Genomic DNA, 20,700 nt, shown 5'->3' on the forward strand with positions numbered 1-20,700 from the left:
GCCGGAGCGGCGGCGCCGCGCTTCTGAACGCTTATCCCCGCCGACCGACTTCGATCGGGTATGAGCGACGACGAGGCCGTCGACGTCGAGTCCGCCGAGGACGAGGCGGGCGACGCGGCGCGGACGAACGGCACGGCGGAGGCGACCGCCGAGGAAGCGGCCGCAGAGTCGGCCGACGGGGACGCCCGTCACGACGAGGAGGCGCTCGCCGCGGCCGTCGCCGAGCACGACGAGGCGCTCGCGCGCGAGGTCGCGGCGCTGGAGGCCGACCTCGCCGAGACCCGCGAGGCGCTGCGCGAGCGCGACGAGGAGGTCGATGAGCTGACGAGCAAGCTCGCCCGCGTGAAGGCGGACTTCAGCAACTACAAGGAGCGCGCGAAAAGGAAGCAGGAGGAGATACGCGAGCGCGCCTCCGAGGCGCTCGTCGAGCGGATCGCGCCCGTCCGGAACGACCTCCTCCGCGCGCTCGACCAGGACGAGGGGAGCGACCTCCGCCCCGGCGTGGAGTCGACGCTGGAGAAGTTCGACGACGTGCTGGCCGACGAGGGGGTCGAACCCATCGAGCCGGCGCCGGGCGAGGAGGTCGACCCGGCGCGCCACCAGGTGATGCTCCGCGTCGACAGCGACCGCCCCGAGGGGGCGATCCACGAGGTGTACGAGCCCGGCTACGAGATGGGCGACCGCGTGCTGAGCGAGGCGAAGGTGACCGTCAGCACCGGCGACGGCACCTAGCCCGCGTTCCTCCGTTTTCCGCGGCGAGTCAGGACTTGGCCGCCGATTCGTAGGCGTCGGCGAGGTCGTCGAGCCCGGCGTTCGGTGCCGCGGCGTGCGGCACGGAGAGCGGCGAGACCGACACCTCGCCGTCGACGACGGCGCGCCGGTCGGTCCCAACGGGGTCCGGCACGTCGCCGTCGTTCATCCGGCCCCAGATCGGGTCCGAGAACCCGACCCGGCCGTCCCCGTTCCGCTCCGCGCGCATCCCGTACCACGTCGAGGGCGTCGTGACCCGCAGCGGCGCGCGGTCCTCGTCCGCGATGGGCGCGTTCACGTTGAGGTAGTCCGCCCGCTCGAACACGCCGGCGTCGACCGCCTCGTCGACGAGGTACCGCGTCGCCCGGGCCGCGTGCGCGAAGTCCTCGGCCGCGAACTCCCGCTTCCACCAGTCGTCGCCGCCGGGCACGTACATCGAGGTCGCGACCGCGGGCACGTCGAAGAACGCGGCCTCGACCGCCGCGGAGACGGTCCCCGACCGGCCGAGCGTGTAGGCGCCGAGGTTCGCCCCCTCGTTGCAGCCCGCGACGACCGCGTCCGCCTCCGGGACGAGTTCGTCGAGGCCGGCGACGACGCAGTCGACGGGGGTGCCCTCGACCACGTACCCCAGGTCGTGGTCGTCGACCGTGACGTCGTCGGAGAGGCGCCGGCCGACGGACGACTGGTCGTCGGCCGGCGCGACGACCGTCACCGCGTACTCGGTCGCGAGCGCGTCGTAGAGCGCGCGCAGCCCCGCGGCGTCGACGCCGTCGTCGTTGGTCAACAGGATCCGGTCGACGCTCATACCCGTACCACGGGCGAGTCGGGCAAAAGTCCACCGTCGGCGCGGGCGTCGCGTCGAACGGAAAAGCACACGTATCGCCGGGCCGACCCGTCGATATGGGATTCGGGGACACCGCAAAGAAGATCCAGACCCTCGCCGACCGCGCGGAGCGCACCTACAAGAAGATCAGCGAGCTCCGCGACGAGGTCGACGAGACGCAGGAGACGGTGAAAGACACCGCGGAGCGCGTCAAGACGCTCGAAAACGAGATGGCCGAACAGCGGGCCGTCCTCGACGCCGTCGCCGAGGAGGTCGGCGTCGATCTGGCGCGCGTGAGCACCGAGGCGCACATCACCGACGCCGAGGAGACTGCGGCCGACGCGGCCGACGACGCGGACGAGAGCGACGACGCCGACGCGGACGATAGCGCGGCGTAACCGACGGTCGGCTCAGTCGTCGCTCGCGGCCGTCTCCGCCCGCGAGACGACCTCCGCCGGCACGCCCGCGACGGTCGCGCCCGGCGGCACGTCCTCGGCGACGAGCGAGTTCGCGGCGACGCGCGCGCCCTCGCCGACGGTGACGCCGGGCAGCACTATCGCCCCGGCGCCGACCATCGCCTCGTCTTCGACGACCACGTCGCCGAGGCGGTACTCCTCGTGGAGGAACTCGTGGCACAACAGCGTGGCGTCGTACCCGATGACGGCGTCGTCGCCGACGCGGATTCTCTCGGGCCAGAACACGTCGGGCGTCGACTCCAACCCCCAGGCGACGCCGGCGCCGACCGTGACGCCGATCCGCCGCAGCAGCCAGTTCTTCAGCCGGAGGCTCGGACAGATCCGCGCGAGGACGATGACGACGTAGTTGCGGACGACCGCGAGCGGCGACTTCGCGTCCGGCCACGACCACAGGGAGTTCCGCGGTCCCGGCGTCGGGAATCGGTCGAGGCGGTCGCTCCGGCTCTCGTCGGCGCCGTCGGGCCTCGCGTCCGGGTCGCCGGGTGCCGGCTCGGTGTCGTCGCGCGTCGCGGCCGCGTCGTCGTCGGTCACGTCGTCCCGTTCGGACGGGGAGAATAAAAGGGTCGCTCCGGGGCGTCGGTCGGGACGCGCCCGGTCAGTTCCGGAGGTCGTCCATGTGGTCGATCCGGCGCTGAACGAGGTCGGCCGTGCCGATGTCGTGGCGGATGCGGACGCGGTCGCCCGCGGCCGCCAGGGCGTCCTCCGCCTGCGCCTCGGCGGCCGCGACGGAGTCGCCGCGGCCGACGACGGCGAACGAGCGCGACGTGGTCGTGTACAGGCGGCCGTCGCGCTCGTCGACGCTGGCGTAGTAGAGAAGCGCGTCCCCGGCGCTCTCCTCGTCGACCGCGATCTCTGCGCCCGCGTCGGGGTCGGTCGGGTAGCCGTCCGGCACCGCGTACTTACAGACGGTCGCCTCGCCGGAGAAGGAGAGCTCCGGGAGGGAGTCGCCGTCGCGCGCGGCGGCGAGCACGTCGACGAACGGCGTGTCGAGGACGGGCAGCGTGTTCATCGCCTCCGGGTCGCCGAAGCGCGCGTTGAACTCGACGACCTTCGGGCCCGCGTCCGTGAGCATGAACTGGCCGTAGAGGACGCCCTTGTACTCGGGGAGCGCGTCGACGACCGCCTCCAGCACCTCGACCGCGGCCTCGTAGTCGCCCTCGCGCATGAACGGCAGCGACGGCCCCGTGTCGGAGTACGAGCCCATCCCGCCGGTGTTGGGCCCCTCGTCGCCCTCGTAGGCGCGCTTGTGGTCCTGGACCGCCGGCGTCGTCCGCAGGTCGCCGTCGGCGACGAACGCCTGGATCGTGAACTCCTCGCCGACGAGCCGCTCCTCCAGCACCACGCGGTCGTAGTCGGAGTCGCGGAGGTACGCCTTGGCCTCCTCGCTCGTCACCTGGTCGCCGATCACCTTCACGCCCTTCCCGCCGGTGAGCCCGGCGGGCTTGACCGCGAGGTCGCCGTCGTACTCGTCGATGTACTCGCAGGCCGCCTCCGTGTCGTCGAACACCGCGTAGTCCGGACAGCCCGGGATCGCGTGCTCCTCCATGAACTCCCGCTGGTACGCCTTGTCGGTCTCCAAGCGCGCCTCCGCGGCCCGCGGGCCGAAGGCGTACACGCCGGCGTCGTCGAGCGCGTCAGCGACCCCCGCCTCCAGCGCCGACTCCGGACCGATGACCGCGAGGTCCGCGCCGACCTCGGTCGCGTAGTCGGCGACCGCGGCCGGATCGGTCTCGTCGATCGCCTCGAACCCGTCTGCCAACCGTCGGATCCCCGGGTTCCGGACGCTCGCGCAGGCGTACAGCGCGCAGTCGTCGGCCACGGCGCGGGCGATCGCGTGTTCGCGCCCGCCGCCCCCCACCACGAGTACGGTCTCCGTCATGCCCGACGGGTGTCCGCACGGTAGTGTAAACCTTACTCTCTATCGGGCTCGATATATGCGCGGACGTGGATAGAACTGCGCTCGAAGCGGGAATCGCGCCGGTGCGGACGCCTTTTGCCCCGCCGGGCCGAATCGGGCCCATGTCACAGCCGACCGAGCGGAACCGCCTCGACGGCGAGGCGAGCCCGTACCTCCAACAACACGCCGACAACCCCGTCAACTGGCAGCCGTGGGGCGACGAGGCGTTCGAGCGCGCTCAGGAGCACGACGTTCCGGTGTTCGTCTCCATCGGCTACTCCTCGTGTCACTGGTGTCACGTCATGGCCGAGGAGAGCTTCGAGGACGAGTCGGTCGCGGGCGTGGTCAACGAGTCGTTCGTCCCGGTCAAGGTCGACCGCGAGGAGCGCCCCGACGTCGACAGCACGTTCATGACCGTCTGCCAGCTGGTCACCGGCGGCGGCGGGTGGCCGCTGTCGGCGTGGTGTACCCCGGAGGGGAAGCCGTTCTACGTCGGGACCTACTTCCCGCCCGAGCCGCGGCGGAACCAGCCCGGCTTCCGCGACCTCTGTGAGCGCATCGCCGACTCCTGGAGCGACCCGGAACAGCGCGAGGAGATGAAGCGGCGCGCCGACCAGTGGGCCGAGAGCGCGCGCGACGAGCTGGAGTCGGTGCCGACGCCGGACGCGGCCGATCCGAACGGGGCGGACGCCGGGCAGCCCGCGGGCGAGGACTTACTCGACACGGCCGCCGCGGCCGCGCTGCGCGGCTACGACGAGGAGCACGGCGGCTTCGGGAGCGGCGGCGCGAAGTTCCCGATGCCCGGGCGGATCGACCTCCTCATGCGCGCCTACGCCGGGCGCGGCCGCGACGCGCTCCTGTCGGCCGCGACCGGCACGCTCGACGGGATGGCCCGCGGGGGCATGTACGACCAGATCGGCGGCGGGTTCCACCGCTACGCGGTCGACCGCGAGTGGACGGTCCCGCACTTCGAGAAGATGCTGTACGACAACGCCGAGCTGCCGATGGTCTACCTCGACGGCTACCGGCTCGCGGGCGACCCGGCGTACGCCCGCGTCGCGAGCGAGTCGCTCGCGTTCCTCGACCGCGAACTCCGCCACGAGGGGGGCGGCTTCTTCAGCACCCTCGACGCGCGCAGCCGACCGCCCGCGGGGCGCGGGGGCGACGACGGAGAAGGAGACGTCGAGGGCGCGTTCTACGTGTGGACGCCCGAGGAGGTCGACGCCGTCCTCGACGAGCCGGCCGCGTCGCTCGCCAAGGAGCGGTACGGGATCCGGCCCGGCGGCAACTTCGAGCGCGGCACGACCGTCCCGACGGTCGCCGCGTCCGTCGAGGAGCTGGCCGCCGACCGCGACCTGTCGCCTAAGGAGGTCCGAGAGGTCCTGACCGACGCCCGAACCGAGCTGTTCGACGCCCGCGAGGAGCGCCCGCGCCCCGCCCGCGACGAGAAGGTGCTGGCCTCGTGGAACGGGCGAGCGATCTCCGCGTTCGCGCGGGCCGGGGACGCACTCGGCGAGCCGTACGCCGAGATCGCCCGCGAGGCGCTCGACTTCTGTCGCGAGCGGCTCTACGACGCCGACCGCGAGACCGGCGCGCTCGCCCGGCGCTGGCTCGACGGCGACGTGCGCGGGCCGGGGTACCTCGACGACTACGCGTTCCTCGCTCGCGGCGCGCTCGACACGTATGCGGCGACCGGCGACCCGGAGCCGCTCGGGTTCGCCCTCGACCTCGCCGACGCGCTCGTCGACGAGTTCCACGACGCCGCCGACGGGACGATCTACTTCACCCGCGACCTCGACGGCGAGGCGCGAGACGGCTCCGGCGACGCCGGCGACGAGACCGCCGACGCCGGCCCCCTCATCGCGCGGCCGCAGGAGTTCACTGACCGGTCGACGCCGTCGAGCCTCGGCGTCGCCGCCGAGACGCTCGCGCTCCTCGACGGCTTCCGGACGGACGGCGAGTTCCGCGAGATCGCCGAGCGCGTCGTGCGGACCCACGCCGACCGGATCCGCGGGAGCCCGCTCGAACACGCCTCCCTCGTGCGGGCGGCCGACCTGGTCGAGACCGGCGGGATCGAGGTGACCGTCGCCGCCGACGCGGTCCCGGACGAGTGGCGCGAGACGCTCGGCGAGCGGTACCTCCCGGGCGCGCTGGTCGCGCCGCGACCCGCGACCGACGCGGGCCTCGACGAGTGGCTCGACCGCCTCGGCATGGCCGAGGCGCCGCCGATCTGGGCGGACCGCGACGCGGTCGACGGCGAGCCGACCGCCTACGTCTGCGAGGGGTTCACCTGCTCGCCGCCGCGGACGGACCTCGACGCGGCGCTCTCGTGGCTGGAAACGCGGGAGTCGTCCGAGTAGGCGGCCGTTCCGACCCTTCGGCCCTCGTCTCGCCGCGACCCGCCGGGTCGGCGCGTCGCGCTTAACTACCCCCGTCACCACGACCCGACCATGTACGACTTCGTCGTCGTCGGCGCGGGCCCGCCGGGGTCGCGGTTCGCCCGACGCGCGGCCGAGGCCGGCCGCGACGTCGTCGCCTTCGAGAAGGGGTCGGTCGGCGAGCCGCTCGCCTGCTCCGGGCACGTCTCCGACGACGTGTGGGAGTACGCCCCCGACGGCGCCCGCGACGACCTCCTCCAGAACCGGGTGTACGGGGCCCGCTTCCACGTCGGCGGTCCGGGGTCGCGGGCCTACCCGTTCTACAAGCGAGAGCCGGTCTCCAACGTGATCGACCGCGTCGGGCTCGACCGGGCCCTCGCCGAGGCCGCGCGCGAGGCGGGCGCCGATGTCCGGGAGGACCACACGGTCGTCGGCGTGGAGGAGCGGGCCGACCGGGTCGCCGTCGACGTTCGGACGCCCGCGGGCGACGTGGAGCGCGTCGAGGCCCGGATGGTCGCCGGCTGCGACGGCCCCACCTCGAGGGTCCGGCGCGCGCTCGACCTCCCGGAGCCGGACGAACTGCTCCACGGTGTCCTCGGGTTCGACCCCGCGGCGGACGCGGGCGACTACGTCGACGTCCACCTCACCGCACCGACGTTCTTCGCGTGGCGGATCCCCCGCGGCGACGCGGGCGTCGAGTACGGCCTCGCGGCGCCGCCGAGCGAGGACGTGTCGGGGATGTTCGAGCGGCTCACGGACGCCTACGGCGCGACGACCGACCGGCGCTGCTCGGGCGCGATTCCGATCGGCCCGCCGTCGCGGACGACGAGCGACCGCGGCTTCCTGATCGGCGACGCCGCCGCGCAGACGAAGCCGTTCACCGGCGGCGGCATCCTCTACGGGATGCGCGCGGCCGACGTGGCCGCGGCGGCGATCGACCCGGCGGACCCGGCGACGCTCGCGGACTACGAGTCGGGGTGGCGCGCGGAGCTGGCCACGGAGATCCGGCTCGGGAAGGCGATCAGGCGGTGTTACTCGCTCCCGGAACCGGTCCAGCGGGTCGGGCTGCGGGCGCTGTCGGGCGAGATCGGCGTCCACATGGACGAGCCGTCCTCGTTCTTCTCGGCGTCGAACCTGCGGTCGCTGTTCTCGCGGGCCACCCCCCCGGAACGGATACATCCCGACGACGGGGAGGCACAGTGACCCGACCGGTCGCTACTCGTCGACGACGTTCGCGAACGAGACGTTCTCGCGGACGCTCGTGATCTCGACGGTCGGCTGCTCGCCGGGCTCCGCGTCGGGGACGATGACGACGTAGCCGCGTTCGATCTTCGCGATCCCGTCGCCCTTGTCGCCGAGCGTCTCGATCGTCACGTCCCGTACCTCCCCCTCCGAGACGGGCGGGTCCGGCTGGACCGCGCCGGCGGCCCCCCGGGAGGTGGGCCGCTGGCCGTCGTCGGACGGCGTCCCGTCGGACGCACCGTTCGGCTCGGGGACGGACGCGGCGTCGGCGTCGTCCGTCGACTCCGCCGCCGAGTCGGCGCGGTCCAGGACGGCGATCCGATACGTCTCGCCCACGCTGACGCTTCCGTGTTCGATCTCCGAGGCCGGGACGGTGACGACGTAGTCGTCGCCGCGGGACTCCACCCGTCCGGTGTACAGACACGCGAGAGAATCAGTGATTTCGACCATGGGTGCCATTGCGCGCACGGGGATGAAAAGCCACCTGTTCGGGCGGACGGCGGGGGAAGGTAAACGTTTACCCTGTTCCGAATTAACCCACGCGGTATGAGCCGAAACTACGAGTCGCTCCACGACCCGAACGCGGAGTACACGATGCGAGAGCTCTCCGCCGAGACGATGGGGACCACCGGGACGCGCGGGGGCGGCCGCGACGTCGAGATCACTGACGTTCAGACGACGATGGTCGACGGGAACTTCCCGTGGACGCTCGTCCGCGTGTACACCGACGCGGGCGTCGTCGGCACCGGCGAGGCGTACTGGGGCGCGGGCGTCCCGGAGCTCATCGAGCGCATGAAGCCGTTCGTCGTCGGCGAGAACCCGCTCGACATCGACCGCCTCTACGAGCACCTCATCCAGAAGATGTCCGGCGAGGGCTCCGTCGAGGGCGTCACCGTCACGGCCATCTCCGGCATCGAGGTCGCGCTCCACGACCTCGCCGGCAAGATCCTCGACGTGCCCGCCTACCAGCTGCTCGGCGGGAAGTACCGCGACCAGATGCGCGTCTACTGCGACTGCCACACCGAGGAGGAGGCGGACCCCGAGGCGTGCGCGGACGAGGCCGAGCGCGTCGTCGACGAGCTGGGCTACGACGCGCTGAAGTTCGACCTCGACGTGCCGAGCGGCTTCGAGAAGGACCGCGCGAACCGCCACCTCCGCCCCGGCGAGATCCGCCACAAGGCGGAGATCGTCGAGAAGGTCACCGAGCGCGTGAAGGACAAGGCGGACGTCTCCTTCGACTGCCACTGGACGTTCTCGGGCGGCTCCGCGAAGCGCCTCGCGGACGCCATCGAGGACTACGACGTGTGGTGGCTCGAAGACCCCGTCCCGCCGGAGAACCTCGAAGTCCAGGAGGAGGTCACGAAGAGCACGACCACGCCGATCACGGTCGGCGAGAACCGCTACCGCGTCACCGAGCTGCGCCGCCTCATCGAGAACCAGGCGGTCGACATCGTCGCGCCCGACCTGCCGAAGGTCGGCGGCATGCGCGAGACCCGCAAGATCGCGGACGTGGCGAACCAGTACTACGTCCCGGTCGCGATGCACAACGTCGCCTCGCCGATCGCGACGATGGCGGCGGCCCACGTCGGCACCTCCATCCCGAACTCGCTCGCGATCGAGTACCACTCCTACGAGCTGGGCTGGTGGGAGGACCTCGTCGAGGAGGACGTGATCGAGGACGGCTACATCGAGGTGCCGGAGAAGCCGGGCCTCGGTCTCACGCTCGATCTGGACACCGTCGAGGAGCACATGGTCGAGGGCGAGACGCTGTTCGATCCGGCGTAAGCCCGGTCAGGATCGCCTGACTCCGTCAGGCGGTGACCTTGTTCCCCAACAGATAGGCAAATATCATCAGCAGTGACATCGCGAACCCGATGAGCGACGTGATCGCGAGGAAGCGGGCCGTCGTCGGAATATCGATTACGCCGGTGAGAGACATGAGCGCTGTATAGACCGGGAGTCCGACGGTCATCGTCGACACGATCGTCGCAATCTTCCGCCCGTCCTGTTCAGTTAAATCCCGAGTGAGAGACGATAGGAGGGCCACGGGATCCGGTTCGTCCCTGCGCTGCTTAGTTCTTGTTCGATCGTTGAACTCACACCGAAGGTCTGCGGACCGCCTTGCGTCGATCCGACGAATGCGCTCTCCGTATCCGTCGCTCTCGGTATCCAGCAGCCGAACCCCACCAGTCTCCGTGGGCTCGACCAGCGCGGGGTCGCCCGACGAATCTGGACTCCGCTCGGCCCGATAGGCGATCGCGTCAGGCCCTTCTCGTCGCGATTTCGTCGAGCTGGACCGGTTCAAGCCCGCGCCGGTCGAGCTCCGCCTCGACCTCTCGCACGCGCGGCGCGATCTCGTCCGGCGCGTGGCTGTCGGTGCCCACGGTCACGTCGACGCCGGCGTCGACGAGGCGGTCGAGGAACGCGGGCGCCGGGTGGAACTCGCCGTAGTCGTCGAGCAGCCGGCCGGCGTTGACCTCGGGGACGGTCCGCGAGTCCCGGAGGGCGTCCGCGACGGCGGCGTAGTGGTCCTCGGTCGCGAACCCGCGGAGGTGCGGATTGCGCTCGATCAGGTCCGGGTGCGCCGCGATCGCGAACAGCTCCGAGTCGATCAGCGCGACCAGCTTCTCGAAGTAGCGGTCGACTAGGTCGCGCCGCTCCGACTCCGGCTTGTCCGCGAAGTGGGACCGCGTGTGGACGTTCGCGCCGTCGAGGTCGTGGACGCTCCCGACCGCGTAGTCGAAGCCGGCGTCGTCGAGGAACTCGGCGATAGCCCCCTCGTGGGCGGGGTCGTAGTCCATCTCGGCGGCGTCGAACACGTCGACGGCGACCTCGTCGCGGACCGCCTCGATCGCCTCGCGGCGCCGCTCGTAGGTCAGGTCGAGGTTGAACCCGAACGCGCGCTTGTGGCGCCGCGCGGTCGAGTCCGGCGAGACGTTACAGTGATCGGCGAACCCGATCCCGTCGAGCCCGGCGTCCGCGGCCGCCTCGACCATCCAGCGCAGGAACGCCCCGTCCGAGTAGTTCGTGTGGGCGTGGTAGTCGTACACGCCTCGCCTTGGTCGCGGGCCGACTCGAAGGTTCGGGTCGCGCGCGACGCGGTACCGCGCCCCGTCCGGCCGCTCGCCCGACGCCTCCACCAGCAACATGATCCGCTAAACGGGTTGAAAGTTCATTTAGAAAATTTTTTCTCGCTGATGATTGGTTTATCGTACCATGGGTACTACTGGCAAGATACGCTGTCGCGTCGTCGACGGGGACGACCGACCGCTCGCGGGACGGATCGTGGTCGGCGAACGGCGGGGCGGTGACGGGGACCGGATCGGCTACTGGACCACCGACGACGGGGGGGGGTTCGTTCTCGAACCGGACGGGGGCGTCGACGTCGACGAGGTCTCGTTCACCGTCAGGAACCCCGCCGGCGGGGGGAGCGAGGAGCCGATCCGGCGGCGAAATTGGCCCGACGGCGACGAGGGCGCCCTCCGCCTCACGGTGAACGCGCACAGCATCGCGATCCACGGGGGGACCGAACACCGCGGGATGAACGAGGCGGCGTGTACCGACGCGGGCCCGATCAGGAGCCACCGGTTCCACACGCAGTTCCCCGAGCTCGACCCGTACGAGCGCGACGACGACCTGCTCCGGACGCTCGGCGGGACCGGCGGCGAGGCCGACGCCCCGATGATGGAGTCGCCGGACGACCCGGTCGGCGACGCCGAGACGCCCGCGGGCTACGGCATCTTCGGGCAGTTCGTCGACCACGACATCACGTTCGACCCGACCTCCGACATCGACCGTCGGAACGACCCGGCCGCGCTCCGGAACTTCCGGACGCCGGCGCTCGACCTCGACTCGATGTACCGGACGAACGCGGAGGCGGCGCCGTTCCTCTACGACCACGAGACCGACGAGCGCAAGCTGCTCACCGGCGAGGCGGGCGCGCCGGACGCCGCGGACGGCGGCGGGCTATCGGGGCTCCCGGGGACCGACCTCCAGCGCAACGAGCAGGGGGTCGCGCTGATCGGCGACCCGCGCAACGACGAGAACGTCGTCGTCTCGCAGCTCCAGCTCGCGTTCGTGAACTTCCACAACCGCGTCGTCGACCACCTCCGGGGCCCGGGCGCCGACCTCGTGGAGGACGGCGAGTCGGTCCTCGAAGCCGCCCAGCGGCTCGTCAGGTGGCACTACCAGTGGGTCGTGCGCCACGACTTCCTCCCGCGGATCTGCGACCGGTACGTCCTCGACGACATCGAGGACCGCGGCCGGCAGTTCTTCCTCCCGCCGGGACGCACGCCGGCCATCCCGGTCGAGTTCGGCGGCGCCGCCTACCGCTTCGGGCACAGCATGATCCCCAACGCGTTCGACGTCAACGGCGAGGTCGGCGAGGTGCCGCTGTTCCCCACCGGCCCGGGCGACGACCGGAGCCTCCGCGGCGGCCGCCCCGTCCCGAGCGACCTCGTCGTCGACTGGTCGCGGCTGCTGGACACCGGCGACGGCGACTACCAGCCGGCGCGGAAGACGGAGCCACTCCTCGCGCCGACGCTGTTCGACCTGCCCATCTCCGGCGACTCCTCGCTCGCCGTCCGGAACCTGCGGCGCGGGAAGGCGCTCGGCATCCCGTCGGGCCAGGACGTGGCGGCGCGGATGGGGTACGACCCGATCCGCAACGAGGCGTTCGGCGAGGACTCGCCGATGATGAAGACCCTGCGGGCGCACGGCCGCGGCGCGGACCCCGACTCGCCGCTGTGGTACTACGTGCTCGCCGAGGCGGAGCACCAGCAGGACGGCGAGCGCCTCGGCGCGGTCGGCAGCCGCATCGTCGCCGAGACGCTTATCGGGCTGATCGAGGCCGACGAGACCGCCTACCCGAACGCCGCGCCGGACGACTGGGAACCGAGCCTCCCGCAGCCGACGCCCACCGAGGGCTACACGCTCGCCGACGTGACGGCGTTCGCGGCCGAGGCGGCCCCGGACGGGCTCGTGATCGACGCCGTCGACGCCGGCCCGGGCAGCGGGGTGGGCGGCGGCGCCGGGGACGCCCTCGACGAGTCCGTGACGCTCCGGAACCTCGCCGACGAACCGGTCGACCTGACCGGCTACGTCCTCGACCTCGGCGGCCAGCGGGACGACCTCCCGAGCGCGACGCTCGGCCCCGACGAGACGCTGACGGTCCACGTCGGCGCGGGCACGGACACCGACTCCGACCACTACCTCGGTCGCGGCGCGCCCGCGCTCGACGACGAGGGCGAGGTCGTCGCGGTGTACGACGCGGACGGCGAGCGGACGACGAGGCGGGCGTACGTCGGCTGACCGCCGCGCCCTCGCCGGCGTACTCCGCGGGAGCAGCGAGGCGGCCGCGGCCGGCGCCCGGCCGCGTCACCGCCCCCCGCCGACGACCGCGTTCGCGGAGATGACGAGGAACGCGAGCCCGGACATGCCGGCGATGACGGCGAACGACGCGGCCCAGCCGAGCAGGTCCGCGACGAGGCCGACGCCGACGGAGCCCGCCGAGCCGATGACGGTGTAGACGGTCCGGATCAGGCCGAACCCGGCGCCGCGCTCCGCGTCGCCGAGCGCGTCCATGAACCGCGGGTCGATGGCCGAGAAGAAGCTCGACCCGAGGCCGGCGAGGAAGACGGCGACGCCGAGCCCCGCGACCGCGGGGAGCGCCGGGAGCCCAATCGCGGTCGGGAGCCGCAGGAGGTCGGAGAGCGCGACCAGCGCGCCGAGGCCGAGCGCCCCGCCGAGGAGGGCCGCGGCGATGCTCGCGTCGCGGCCCAGCCGGTCGGAGAGCCGCCCGAGCCCGACCTGCGCGCCGGCGCGGACGACGAAGAACGCCGAGAAGACGCCGCCGGCGAAGGCGGGCGAGTACCCGCGGAGATCGACGAGGAACGTCGGGAGGAACGAGATGACGCCCTGCGCGACGTACGTGCCCAGCGTCGCCACCGCGAGCGGGACGAGGACCTCGCGGCGCCCGACCAGTTCGAGCAGCGGCGCGAGCCGGAGCCGCTCGGCCATCGGCTGGTCCGGGCGCCGCGGCTCGGTCGGACGGACGCGGCGCGCGAACAGGGCGAAGATGGGGACGCCGACGAGCGCGGCCAGCGCGACGCCGGGCCGCCAGCCGTAGCGGAACCCCACCCACGTCGCGGCCACCGGCGCGACCAGCCCCGCGAGCGGCCCGCCGAGCGAGTGGATCCCGACCGCGGTGCCGAGGTCGTCGAACGTCCGCGAGAGCAGCGTGGTCGCCACCGCGTAGTGGAGCCCCGCCGCGAGTCCGAGCAGCACCGCGGCCAGCACGAACGCGGGAAAGACCGGCACGACGGCCAGCAGGAGGCTCGTCGCGGCCGTCCCGCCCACGGCGACGAGGATCACGCGGCGCTCGCCGTACCGGTCGGCGAGGATGCCGCTCGGGAACTGCGAGAGCCCGTAGGCGAACCACATGCCGGAGAGCGCGACCCCCACCGCGGTGTTCGACACCCCGAAGTCGTCGATGATCAGGGGGACGACCGGGCTGATCGCCAGCCGGGCGAAGTACGTCACGAAGAACGCGAGCATACACAGCGTCAGCACCGAGTGGCGGTACCGCCAGTTCATCCGACAGTCACGCTCGGGTGGTCGGCCCGGGCCGCGTCAACGCTTTCGATTCCAGCGAACGCGACGGCGGGCCCATGCCCTCGACAGCGGTCCGCGTCGACGGCGGCGACCGCCGACGGTCGGGCGGGGTCGCCTCACTCGACGGCGCCCGGGTCGACTCGGCTGCCGACCCACAGCAGCGTGGCGCAGAGCCCGGCCACCGAGACCGGGAGGAACCACCGCAGCGCGGCGAGCAGCCCGGCGGAGGCCTGGACCCCGATCACGAGCAGGAGCGTCGGGCCGCAGCAGGCGAACCCGGAGAGCAGCCCGGGGACTCCCGCGACCGCCCCCGCGCCGGCGCCGATCCGACAGGCCGCGGGCCCTCGCCAGGCGACGACCGAGACCGCGAGCGTGACTCCCACGAGCGCGGCCAGCGCCGCGCCGAGCCCCGCGTTGACCGGCGAGAAGAGGTACTCGACCGGGCCGGCGGACAGCAGCGCCACGGGCTCGTACTGGAACGGCGCGACCCGCCGCGCCGCGAGCGCCAGCGGGTCGCCCGCGACGACGAGGTCGACCGTCGGGACCGCCCGCCCGGCGTCGCTCGCGGCCCCTCCCTCGCGGAGCCCAAGGTGACCGAGTCCGACGAGGTACGCGAGGAGGTACCCGCCCGCCGCGACCAGCGCCGTCGCCCGGCCGTCGCGTCGACCGAGCGCCGCGCGGACCGCGAACCCGGTCCGGCGCAGCAGTCCGGCGACCCGCGCGCCCGGCGACTCGGCCGACGCGGGGGCCTCAGCGGCCATCCCCCGCCCCCGTGTGCTCGCCGACGAACGCGGTGTCGGGGTAGAACCCGGCCCACGCGAACCACATGGCGTCGAACGCGAGGATCTCCTCTAACGGGAGGTCGGCCGCGGCGAACCCGCCGCCCTCGCCGTCGACGCGGTACCCGTCGCCGTCCGACTCGACGGAGAGCCCCTCGGGGTTGCGGTAGACGTGGCCGGTCGCGAGCCCCGGGTCGGCGACGGCGACGACGCGCGCGTCGCTCCCGCCGACCCTCCCCGTCAGCGTGCGCTCCGCGAGCAGCGTCGCCTTGTCGAACGCGACGGCGCCCGCCGCCGTCCGCGCCCCGATGACGACCGACTTCGGATGCCCCTCTTCCGGCGACGCGAGCGGCGGGAACGCGGTCCGCTCCTGCGCGTAGTAGCCGCCGAGCGGGGCGTACGTGCCGTAGGGGTCGCTCTCGTACCGCCGGACGTACCCGGTCTCGTCGGTCATGACGAGCGAGTCCGGGTGGCGGTCGGCCCACGCCTCGGCCGCCGTCCACGCGACCCGGAACTCGTCGAGCGTCTCCCCGGCCAGCGGGCCGTCGATCCCCGTGGCGAGCATCTGCGGCCACCAGGTGTCGGTCCCCCGGTCGTACATGATCAGGTTCGAGTTGACGAGCCGCCCGGAGACGCCGAAGGTCGTGTCGCCCCGGCGGAACCCCTGCGCCGTGCCGGTCAGCGGACAGTACGTGACCGCGACCGGCTCGCCGCCGACCACGTCGTTGACGATCTCGTGATGCGCGAGCAGGTGGCGGGGGTACGCCTTCGCCGCACCGCCGCGAACGACGCCGAACACCGGCGTGCCCCGCGCGAAGTCCACCTCCTCGATCGGCCGGAAGGAGGGATCGTCGACGGAGGGGATCCCGTCTTTGCCCACGCCGCCGTCGAGGGACCGCGACACTAGCGCGTCCGCCTCGTAGGCGACGTGGTACTCCGCCTCGACGGTCGGCGGCGGGCCGCCGCCGTCGCTCGCCGCGCCGCCGTCCGAGCCCTCGTCCCCACCGGGCTCGCGTCCGCTACCGCCGCCGACGCAACCGGGGAGGCCGAGGGCGCCGCCCGCAGCGATCCCGGCGAGCATCGACCGACGAGTGCGGTTCATACCGCCCGTTCGGGGGGCGAACGAGTAAAATCCGAAGCGTGGGTGTGTTTCGCACGCACAGCCGCGCGAGCCGACACGAACCTCACTCGTGTCCGCCCGGCGAGCCCTCCCGCAGCCGCTCCGCGATGGCCGCGCCGGCGGTCCGCGGGTCCGCCTCGCGGATCCGAACCGCGTCGCCGACGGCGACGCGACCGGGTTCGACCACCTCACAGCAGAGCCCGCCGCGGTTCCGGAGCGCCACCGCGATCCCCTCCTCGCCGGCCACCTCCTCCAAGTGCGCGCACGGGGGTCGACGCCGCGTCGGCCGCAGGAGCGCGTCGCCGACGGCGACGGTCGCGCCGAGGAGCGAGTCCATCCCGGGATCGACCCCGTCGACGACGACGTTCCGGCGGTGGCGGCCGTCGCGGAGGTCGACCCCGGTCGCCTCCCGGACCGCGGCGAGCGCCGACGCGGCGACGAGGGTGACCGCGCAGGCGTCGAGCTGGAAGTGGCCGTCGCCGCCGCGGTAGCGGTCGCCCTCCACGCCGTCCGGACGGATCTCGACGGCCTCGCGGCGGACGGGGGACGCGCCGCCCTCCGGCGCGGTGACGAGCGACGCGACGCTGCCGGGGCCGTCCGCGGCGGCCTCGTCCGCCGGCATCACGGCCCACCGAGGAGGTCCGCGTCGGCGGGCTTCAGCCACTCGCGGTGCGCGTAGTAGACGGCCGCGACCGGCGGCGCGGGCAGGGCGACGAGCGCGTAGACCCACTTGAACACGCCCATGTCGACGACGCGACGCTCCGCGAGCGAGAGCGAGTCGAGCAGCAGCGTCGCGGTCGCCAGCGGCGCGAGGAGGTAGCCGTGCGCGAAGTCGACGGTCGCACCGAGCGGCGTCTCGGGCGTCAGGAACGCGTAGTCGAGCGCGTACAGCAGCGTCCACGCCGCGACGGTCGCCGCGAGCGCGGCCAGCCAGGGGCCGTCGAAGCGGCGGTCCGAGGCGCCGAACGGACTCGACGGGTCGCCGTCGACCGGATCGCCGTCGACCGGATCGCCCTCGGACGACTCGTTCGGTTCGGTGCGCGGGTTCACGGGCGATCTGCGGGCCGGACGCTAATCAACACCGGGGTCGGTCACTCGTCGAAGGTGCCGGCGGTCAGGTAGCGCTCGCCGCTGTCCCAGAAGACGGTGACGACGAGCGGCTCCTCGCCGGCGAACGCGCCGCGCTCGCGGAGCTCGGCCGCGACGTCCTTCGCGGCGAGGTTGGAGGCCCCGGACGACTGGCCGACTAAGATTCCCTCCTCGCGGGCGAGCCGGCGGCACTCGGCCTCCGCGTCCGCGAGTTCGACCGTGTGTACCTCGTCGATCAGGTCGACGTCGAGGTTCGGCGCGACGAACCCCGGACCCATTCCCTGGAAGCGGTCGTCGCCCGGCGGGTCGCCCGAGAGGACGGCGTTGTCTGCGGGCTCGACGGCGTCGATGCGCACGTCCGGGAACGCCTCCCGCAGTCGACGGCCGATCCCGGAGAGGGTGCCGCCGGTACCGACCCCGGCGACGAGGGCGTCGACGGTCCGATCGCCCACCTGATCGAGGATCTCCGGGCCCGTCGTCTCGTAGTGCGCGCGGGGGTTGGCGGGGTTCTCGAACTGCCGCAGTTGAACGGTGTTCGGCTCCGCCTCCAGCTCGTCCGCGCGGTCCTTGGCGTCGGAGATGTCGCCGTCGACGAGCTCGACGGTCGCGCCGTACGCCTTCATCAGCCGTCGGCGCTCGATCGACTTCCCCTCCGGGATCACGAGCGTGACGTCGTAGCCGCGCGCCGCGCCGGCCATCGCCAGCCCGATGCCGGTGTTGCCCGAGGTGGGTTCGACGATGCGGTCGCCCGGCTCGATCTCGCCGGCCGACTCGGCCGCCTCGATCATGTACAGCGCGGGGCGGTCCTTCGCCGAGCCGCCCGGGTTCCGGGACTCGACCTTCGCCGCCACGGTCGTTCCCGCGGGCGCGTCGACCCGCACCAGCGGCGAGCCGAGCGTCGACAGGATGTCGTCGTCCATTACCCGGACGGAGGCGGTCGCGACGCAAAGGCCCCGCGGACTGCGGCAATCGATGTCGGCCGCAATGACCGGTTTTATTCATAAATGAGCGGCCGGCGTAAGACACCGACGCGGTGGCGCGTGCCTGCGAGGCCGCCTCGCGGCCGAGCAGCACGCGCGAGGGACGCCGCGAACGCCCGCAGGGCGTGAGCGGCGAGGCTGGGGTGGTGTGAGGTGCGGTCCCTGTGCGAGGCGGGACTCGAAGGGGCTGGGGCTTCGGGGGCGTTCGTGACGACCGATGAGTTATAAACGGTCAGATCGACCTTACGGCGAGACGCCGAAACGTTCCGGTCGGGGAAGACCGAAACCTCGTATTGCCACCGACGCGCCGTTTACGTGCCTCCGCGACCTACAGTCGGGCAATGACACTCGAAACGCTCGCGCCCGCCGACGCCGACGCGGACGCGTTCGACGACGCGGTTCTCGACGCGCTCGCGGCCGAGGAGTACGTGTTCAAGGTGTGGGGCGGCGACTGGTGCGGCGACTGCCAGCGCCAGCTCCCCGAGTTCGGCGCCGCGCTCGCGGCCGCCGGGGTCCCGGACGACCGCATCGAGGCGTTCCCGGTGACGAAGGGACCGGACGGCAAGGAGGGCGAACTGGTCGCGGAGTACGGGATCGAACTGATCCCGACCGTCGTCGTCGAGTCGCCCGAGGGCGAGGAGCTCGCGCGGTTCGTCGAGGAGGCGGAGGTCTCCATCGCGGAGTACCTCGCCGAGCGGCTCGCGGACGCCGAAGCGACCGCCTGACCCTTTTCCCGCCGCTCAGTCGAATCTCGCGTTCATGTCGAACGCGTAGTAGAGCGCGGCCATCGTGACGCCCATCGTGACCGCCTGAAATGTCATGGAGGTATTAAACAGGACGCCGACCGCGAGGACCGACACCGTCGCGAACGCGCCGGTGAGGAGCGCGTAGCGGAGCCTGGAGAGACCACGCGCCCAGTCGTCGAATCGTCGGTACAACTGTCGGGGACCGGCCATATCTCATCCTGTCGGACGGGGAACAAGTGCCTTCGGGTCCGCGCTCCGCGCCGCGGCCGATCGCTCAAGTCGGTTCGGCGTCCACGCGGCGTATGGCACGTGTCACGGTCTGGAACGAGTACCGACACGAGCGCGAGAGCGACGTCGTCGCCGACGTGTACCCCGACGGGATCCACGCCGTCGTCGCGGACGCACTCCGCGAGGGCGGCCACGAGGTCCGCACCGCGACGCTCGACGAGGGGCCGGACCACGGGCTCACCGAGGCCGCCTTGGACGACACCGACGTGCTCGTCTGGTGGGGCCACGCCGCGCACGACGAGGTGCGCGACGAGGTCGTCGACCGCGTCCACGAGCGCGTCCTCGACGGCACGGGCCTGATCGCGCTCCACTCCGCGCACTACTCGAAGATATTCAAGCGGCTGATGGGCACCAGCTGCTCGCTGAAGTGGCGCGAGGCCGCCGAGCGCGAGCGGCTGTGGACGATCGAACCGGGGCATCCCATCGTGGACGGGATCGGCGAGTACGTCGAGCTGGCGGAGACCGAGATGTACGGCGAGCGGTTCGACGTGCCCGCGCCCGACACGCTCGTGTTCACCTCCTGGTTCGAGGGCGGCGAGACGTTCCGGTCCGGCTGCTGTTACCGCCGCGGGAGCGGGAAGGTGTTCTACTTCCGGCCCGGCCACGAGACGTACCCGATATACTACGACGAGGACGTTCGGCAGGTCCTTCGGAACGCGGTCGAGTGGGCGGCGCCGGGCGACGGCCCCGCGCCCGAGTTCGGCAACGCCGACCCGGTCGAGGAAATCGACACGAGCGACGACCGGACCGTCCACTGAGCCGGCGCCGGCCGGGCGCGACCTGGGTCTGTCCGCCCACCCCTTTCTCGCTCGCCTCGCCGTCGTCGCCGGTCAGGCCACGTCGCGAAGGTCGATGAACGACTTCATCATCGCCGACTCGGCCTTCCGGAGGTGCTCGGACGCGGTGCTCGGGGCGGCGTCGATCCGGTCGGCCACGTCCTCGACGGACGCCGCGCGCGGTGACTCGTAGTAGCCGCACTCGACGGCGGCCGCGAGCGCGTCGAACTGCCGGTCCGTCAGCTCCGGGTCGAAGAGGTGCTGTCGCCAGTCGTACTCCCCGATCCGGAGGACCTCGCTGTCGATCCGGTCCGGGAGCCCGGCGAGCGCGTCTCGAAGCGGCCCTTGGTCCCCGAGGACGGTGAGCCTCGCGACCCCGTCCGGGCGGAAGTCGATCGGCGGGACGACGACGACGCCGGTCCGCCGGAGCGACCCGAACATCGTCTCGTCGACCGCGTCGCGTCGCTGCGTGAGGAAGACGTAGTAGCCCGCCTCGTCGATCCGGGTGATCTCGAACTCCCGGATGCGGTCGACGGACCGCAGCGCGTCTGCGTACACGTCGATGTCGCCCTCGACGTAGAACAGGAACGTGTCGGCCGTCTCGTCGAAGAGGCTGCCGTGGAGGAGCACGTCCCGCTCGACGGCGTCCGACTCGTCGACCAGCCGGTGTATCGGATGGATGAGGGCCGGCGGGTACCGGAGTTCGAGGCGCAGGTACTTCACGCGGGACACTGCCGCCGCCGA

22 protein-coding genes are annotated in these 20,700 nt (G+C 72.4%); 8 read left to right on the forward strand and 14 right to left on the reverse strand.

Translation table 11 applies throughout. From position 1 onward, the window contains the following. Positions 1-60: 60 nt before the first annotated feature. Positions 61-732, forward strand: coding sequence for a nucleotide exchange factor GrpE (locus EXE44_RS05360; protein ID WP_137716270.1), 672 nt, complete (start codon positions 61-63; stop codon positions 730-732). Between the two features lie 28 nt (positions 733-760). On the opposite strand, the gene surE is transcribed toward EXE44_RS05360, so the two are convergent. Further along, positions 761-1,555 (reverse strand): 5'/3'-nucleotidase SurE, encoded by a 795-nt coding sequence (surE, locus tag EXE44_RS05365; protein ID WP_137716271.1) that lies wholly within the window; start codon positions 1,553-1,555, stop codon positions 761-763. 95 nt (positions 1,556-1,650) lie between these two features. On the opposite strand from surE, the gene EXE44_RS05370 reads away from it, so the two are divergent. After that, complete coding sequence (locus EXE44_RS05370; protein ID WP_137716272.1) at positions 1,651-1,971, forward strand: DUF5798 family protein; 321 nt, start codon at positions 1,651-1,653, stop codon at positions 1,969-1,971. A gap of 12 nt (positions 1,972-1,983) precedes the next feature. Here the strand turns inward: EXE44_RS05370 and EXE44_RS05375 are convergent, their stop codons facing one another. Then, complete coding sequence (locus tag EXE44_RS05375; RefSeq protein WP_137716273.1) at positions 1,984-2,580, reverse strand: DapH/DapD/GlmU-related protein; 597 nt, start codon at positions 2,578-2,580, stop codon at positions 1,984-1,986. Between the two features lie 64 nt (positions 2,581-2,644). Next, complete coding sequence (gene purD, locus EXE44_RS05380; protein ID WP_137716274.1) at positions 2,645-3,928, reverse strand: phosphoribosylamine--glycine ligase; 1,284 nt, start codon at positions 3,926-3,928, stop codon at positions 2,645-2,647. A gap of 140 nt (positions 3,929-4,068) precedes the next feature. On the opposite strand from purD, the gene EXE44_RS05385 reads away from it, so the two are divergent. Both EXE44_RS05385 and EXE44_RS05390 read left to right on the forward strand, forming a co-directional pair. Next, positions 4,069-6,306, forward strand: a complete 2,238-nt coding sequence (locus EXE44_RS05385) for a thioredoxin domain-containing protein (protein ID WP_137716275.1) — start codon at positions 4,069-4,071, stop codon at positions 6,304-6,306. Positions 6,307-6,396: 90 nt separating this feature from the next. Next, positions 6,397-7,527, forward strand: coding sequence for a geranylgeranyl reductase family protein (locus EXE44_RS05390; RefSeq protein ID WP_137716276.1), 1,131 nt, complete (start codon positions 6,397-6,399; stop codon positions 7,525-7,527). A gap of 12 nt (positions 7,528-7,539) precedes the next feature. On the opposite strand, the gene EXE44_RS05395 is transcribed toward EXE44_RS05390, so the two are convergent. After that, positions 7,540-8,016, reverse strand: coding sequence for a TRAM domain-containing protein (locus EXE44_RS05395; RefSeq protein ID WP_137716277.1), 477 nt, complete (start codon positions 8,014-8,016; stop codon positions 7,540-7,542). Between the two features lie 96 nt (positions 8,017-8,112). On the opposite strand from EXE44_RS05395, the gene EXE44_RS05400 reads away from it, so the two are divergent. Further along, a complete protein-coding gene (locus EXE44_RS05400; RefSeq protein ID WP_137716278.1) occupies positions 8,113-9,351 on the forward strand; it encodes a mandelate racemase/muconate lactonizing enzyme family protein in 1,239 nt (412 codons plus the stop codon). Positions 9,352-9,376: 25 nt separating this feature from the next. Here the strand turns inward: EXE44_RS05400 and EXE44_RS05405 are convergent, their stop codons facing one another. Both EXE44_RS05405 and EXE44_RS05410 read right to left on the reverse strand, forming a co-directional pair. Beyond that, complete coding sequence (locus tag EXE44_RS05405) at positions 9,377-9,613, reverse strand: hypothetical protein (RefSeq protein ID WP_137706989.1); 237 nt, start codon at positions 9,611-9,613, stop codon at positions 9,377-9,379. A gap of 214 nt (positions 9,614-9,827) precedes the next feature. Continuing rightward, positions 9,828-10,616, reverse strand: coding sequence for a PHP domain-containing protein (locus tag EXE44_RS05410; RefSeq protein ID WP_137716390.1), 789 nt, complete (start codon positions 10,614-10,616; stop codon positions 9,828-9,830). 166 nt (positions 10,617-10,782) lie between these two features. Here EXE44_RS05410 and EXE44_RS05415 point away from each other — a divergent pair, with 166 nt between their 5' ends. Then, a complete protein-coding gene (locus tag EXE44_RS05415; RefSeq protein ID WP_137716279.1) occupies positions 10,783-12,876 on the forward strand; it encodes a peroxidase family protein in 2,094 nt (697 codons plus the stop codon). 66 nt (positions 12,877-12,942) lie between these two features. Here EXE44_RS05415 and EXE44_RS05420 read toward each other — a convergent pair whose 3' ends face one another. From EXE44_RS05420 to EXE44_RS05445, 6 genes are all read right to left on the reverse strand, one after another. After that, positions 12,943-14,160, reverse strand: a complete 1,218-nt coding sequence (locus EXE44_RS05420) for an MFS transporter (protein WP_137716280.1) — start codon at positions 14,158-14,160, stop codon at positions 12,943-12,945. 134 nt (positions 14,161-14,294) lie between these two features. After that, complete coding sequence (locus tag EXE44_RS05425) at positions 14,295-14,939, reverse strand: hypothetical protein (protein WP_137716281.1); 645 nt, start codon at positions 14,937-14,939, stop codon at positions 14,295-14,297. Then, the gene (locus EXE44_RS05430) at positions 14,929-16,059 is read right to left on the reverse strand and encodes a DUF3179 domain-containing protein (protein ID WP_137716282.1); all 1,131 of its coding nucleotides are present in this window, start codon (positions 16,057-16,059) and stop codon (positions 14,929-14,931) included. The genes EXE44_RS05425 and EXE44_RS05430 overlap by 11 nt, the downstream gene beginning before the upstream one ends. Positions 16,060-16,141: 82 nt before the next feature. Next, a complete protein-coding gene (locus tag EXE44_RS05435; protein WP_137716283.1) occupies positions 16,142-16,699 on the reverse strand; it encodes an MOSC domain-containing protein in 558 nt (185 codons plus the stop codon). Further along, on the reverse strand, positions 16,699-17,127 hold the full coding sequence (locus tag EXE44_RS05440) for a hypothetical protein (protein ID WP_137716284.1): 429 nt from the start codon (positions 17,125-17,127) through the stop codon (positions 16,699-16,701). Before EXE44_RS05440 ends, EXE44_RS05435 begins: the two co-directional genes overlap by 1 nt. A 41-nt stretch (positions 17,128-17,168) precedes the next feature. After that, positions 17,169-18,086 (reverse strand): PLP-dependent cysteine synthase family protein, encoded by a 918-nt coding sequence (locus EXE44_RS05445; RefSeq protein WP_137716285.1) that lies wholly within the window; start codon positions 18,084-18,086, stop codon positions 17,169-17,171. Between the two features lie 401 nt (positions 18,087-18,487). Here EXE44_RS05445 and EXE44_RS05450 point away from each other — a divergent pair, with 401 nt between their 5' ends. Continuing rightward, complete coding sequence (locus EXE44_RS05450; protein WP_137716286.1) at positions 18,488-18,871, forward strand: thioredoxin; 384 nt, start codon at positions 18,488-18,490, stop codon at positions 18,869-18,871. Positions 18,872-18,886: 15 nt separating this feature from the next. On the opposite strand, the gene EXE44_RS05455 is transcribed toward EXE44_RS05450, so the two are convergent. Further along, positions 18,887-19,102: a hypothetical protein gene (locus EXE44_RS05455; protein WP_137716287.1), complete on the reverse strand. Its 216-nt coding sequence runs from the start codon at positions 19,100-19,102 to the stop codon at positions 18,887-18,889. Between the two features lie 92 nt (positions 19,103-19,194). Here EXE44_RS05455 and EXE44_RS05460 point away from each other — a divergent pair, with 92 nt between their 5' ends. After that, positions 19,195-19,938 (forward strand): ThuA domain-containing protein, encoded by a 744-nt coding sequence (locus tag EXE44_RS05460; RefSeq protein ID WP_137716288.1) that lies wholly within the window; start codon positions 19,195-19,197, stop codon positions 19,936-19,938. Positions 19,939-20,010: 72 nt separating this feature from the next. Here EXE44_RS05460 and EXE44_RS05465 read toward each other — a convergent pair whose 3' ends face one another. After that, positions 20,011-20,679: a helix-turn-helix domain-containing protein gene (locus EXE44_RS05465; RefSeq protein WP_137716289.1), complete on the reverse strand. Its 669-nt coding sequence runs from the start codon at positions 20,677-20,679 to the stop codon at positions 20,011-20,013. Between the last annotated feature and the right edge of the window lie 21 nt (positions 20,680-20,700).

This window comes from Halorubrum sp. SS7 (assembly GCF_005435055.1).
In the GTDB taxonomy this organism is placed as follows: Archaea; Halobacteriota; Halobacteria; order Halobacteriales; family Haloferacaceae; genus Halorubrum; species Halorubrum salinarum.

What these genes read in the sequence shown, in the direction of transcription:
- EXE44_RS05360 (WP_137716270.1), top strand. Translation starts at nt 61, where the DNA reads ATGAGCGACGACGAGGCCGTCGACGTCGAGTCCGCCGAGGACGAGGCG.
- surE (WP_137716271.1), bottom strand. Translation starts at nt 1,555, where the DNA reads ATGAGCGTCGACCGGATCCTGTTGACCAACGACGACGGCGTCGACGCC.
- EXE44_RS05370 (WP_137716272.1), top strand. Translation starts at nt 1,651, where the DNA reads ATGGGATTCGGGGACACCGCAAAGAAGATCCAGACCCTCGCCGACCGC.
- purD (WP_137716274.1), bottom strand. Translation starts at nt 3,928, where the DNA reads ATGACGGAGACCGTACTCGTGGTGGGGGGCGGCGGGCGCGAACACGCG.
- EXE44_RS05385 (WP_137716275.1), top strand. Translation starts at nt 4,069, where the DNA reads ATGTCACAGCCGACCGAGCGGAACCGCCTCGACGGCGAGGCGAGCCCG.
- EXE44_RS05390 (WP_137716276.1), top strand. Translation starts at nt 6,397, where the DNA reads ATGTACGACTTCGTCGTCGTCGGCGCGGGCCCGCCGGGGTCGCGGTTC.
- EXE44_RS05395 (WP_137716277.1), bottom strand. Translation starts at nt 8,016, where the DNA reads ATGGTCGAAATCACTGATTCTCTCGCGTGTCTGTACACCGGACGGGTG.
- EXE44_RS05400 (WP_137716278.1), top strand. Translation starts at nt 8,113, where the DNA reads ATGAGCCGAAACTACGAGTCGCTCCACGACCCGAACGCGGAGTACACG.
- EXE44_RS05415 (WP_137716279.1), top strand. Translation starts at nt 10,783, where the DNA reads ATGGGTACTACTGGCAAGATACGCTGTCGCGTCGTCGACGGGGACGAC.
- EXE44_RS05420 (WP_137716280.1), bottom strand. Translation starts at nt 14,160, where the DNA reads ATGAACTGGCGGTACCGCCACTCGGTGCTGACGCTGTGTATGCTCGCG.
- EXE44_RS05425 (WP_137716281.1), bottom strand. Translation starts at nt 14,939, where the DNA reads ATGGCCGCTGAGGCCCCCGCGTCGGCCGAGTCGCCGGGCGCGCGGGTC.
- EXE44_RS05430 (WP_137716282.1), bottom strand. Translation starts at nt 16,059, where the DNA reads ATGAACCGCACTCGTCGGTCGATGCTCGCCGGGATCGCTGCGGGCGGC.
- EXE44_RS05435 (WP_137716283.1), bottom strand. Translation starts at nt 16,699, where the DNA reads ATGCCGGCGGACGAGGCCGCCGCGGACGGCCCCGGCAGCGTCGCGTCG.
- EXE44_RS05445 (WP_137716285.1), bottom strand. Translation starts at nt 18,086, where the DNA reads ATGGACGACGACATCCTGTCGACGCTCGGCTCGCCGCTGGTGCGGGTC.
- EXE44_RS05450 (WP_137716286.1), top strand. Translation starts at nt 18,488, where the DNA reads ATGACACTCGAAACGCTCGCGCCCGCCGACGCCGACGCGGACGCGTTC.
- EXE44_RS05455 (WP_137716287.1), bottom strand. Translation starts at nt 19,102, where the DNA reads ATGGCCGGTCCCCGACAGTTGTACCGACGATTCGACGACTGGGCGCGT.
- EXE44_RS05460 (WP_137716288.1), top strand. Translation starts at nt 19,195, where the DNA reads ATGGCACGTGTCACGGTCTGGAACGAGTACCGACACGAGCGCGAGAGC.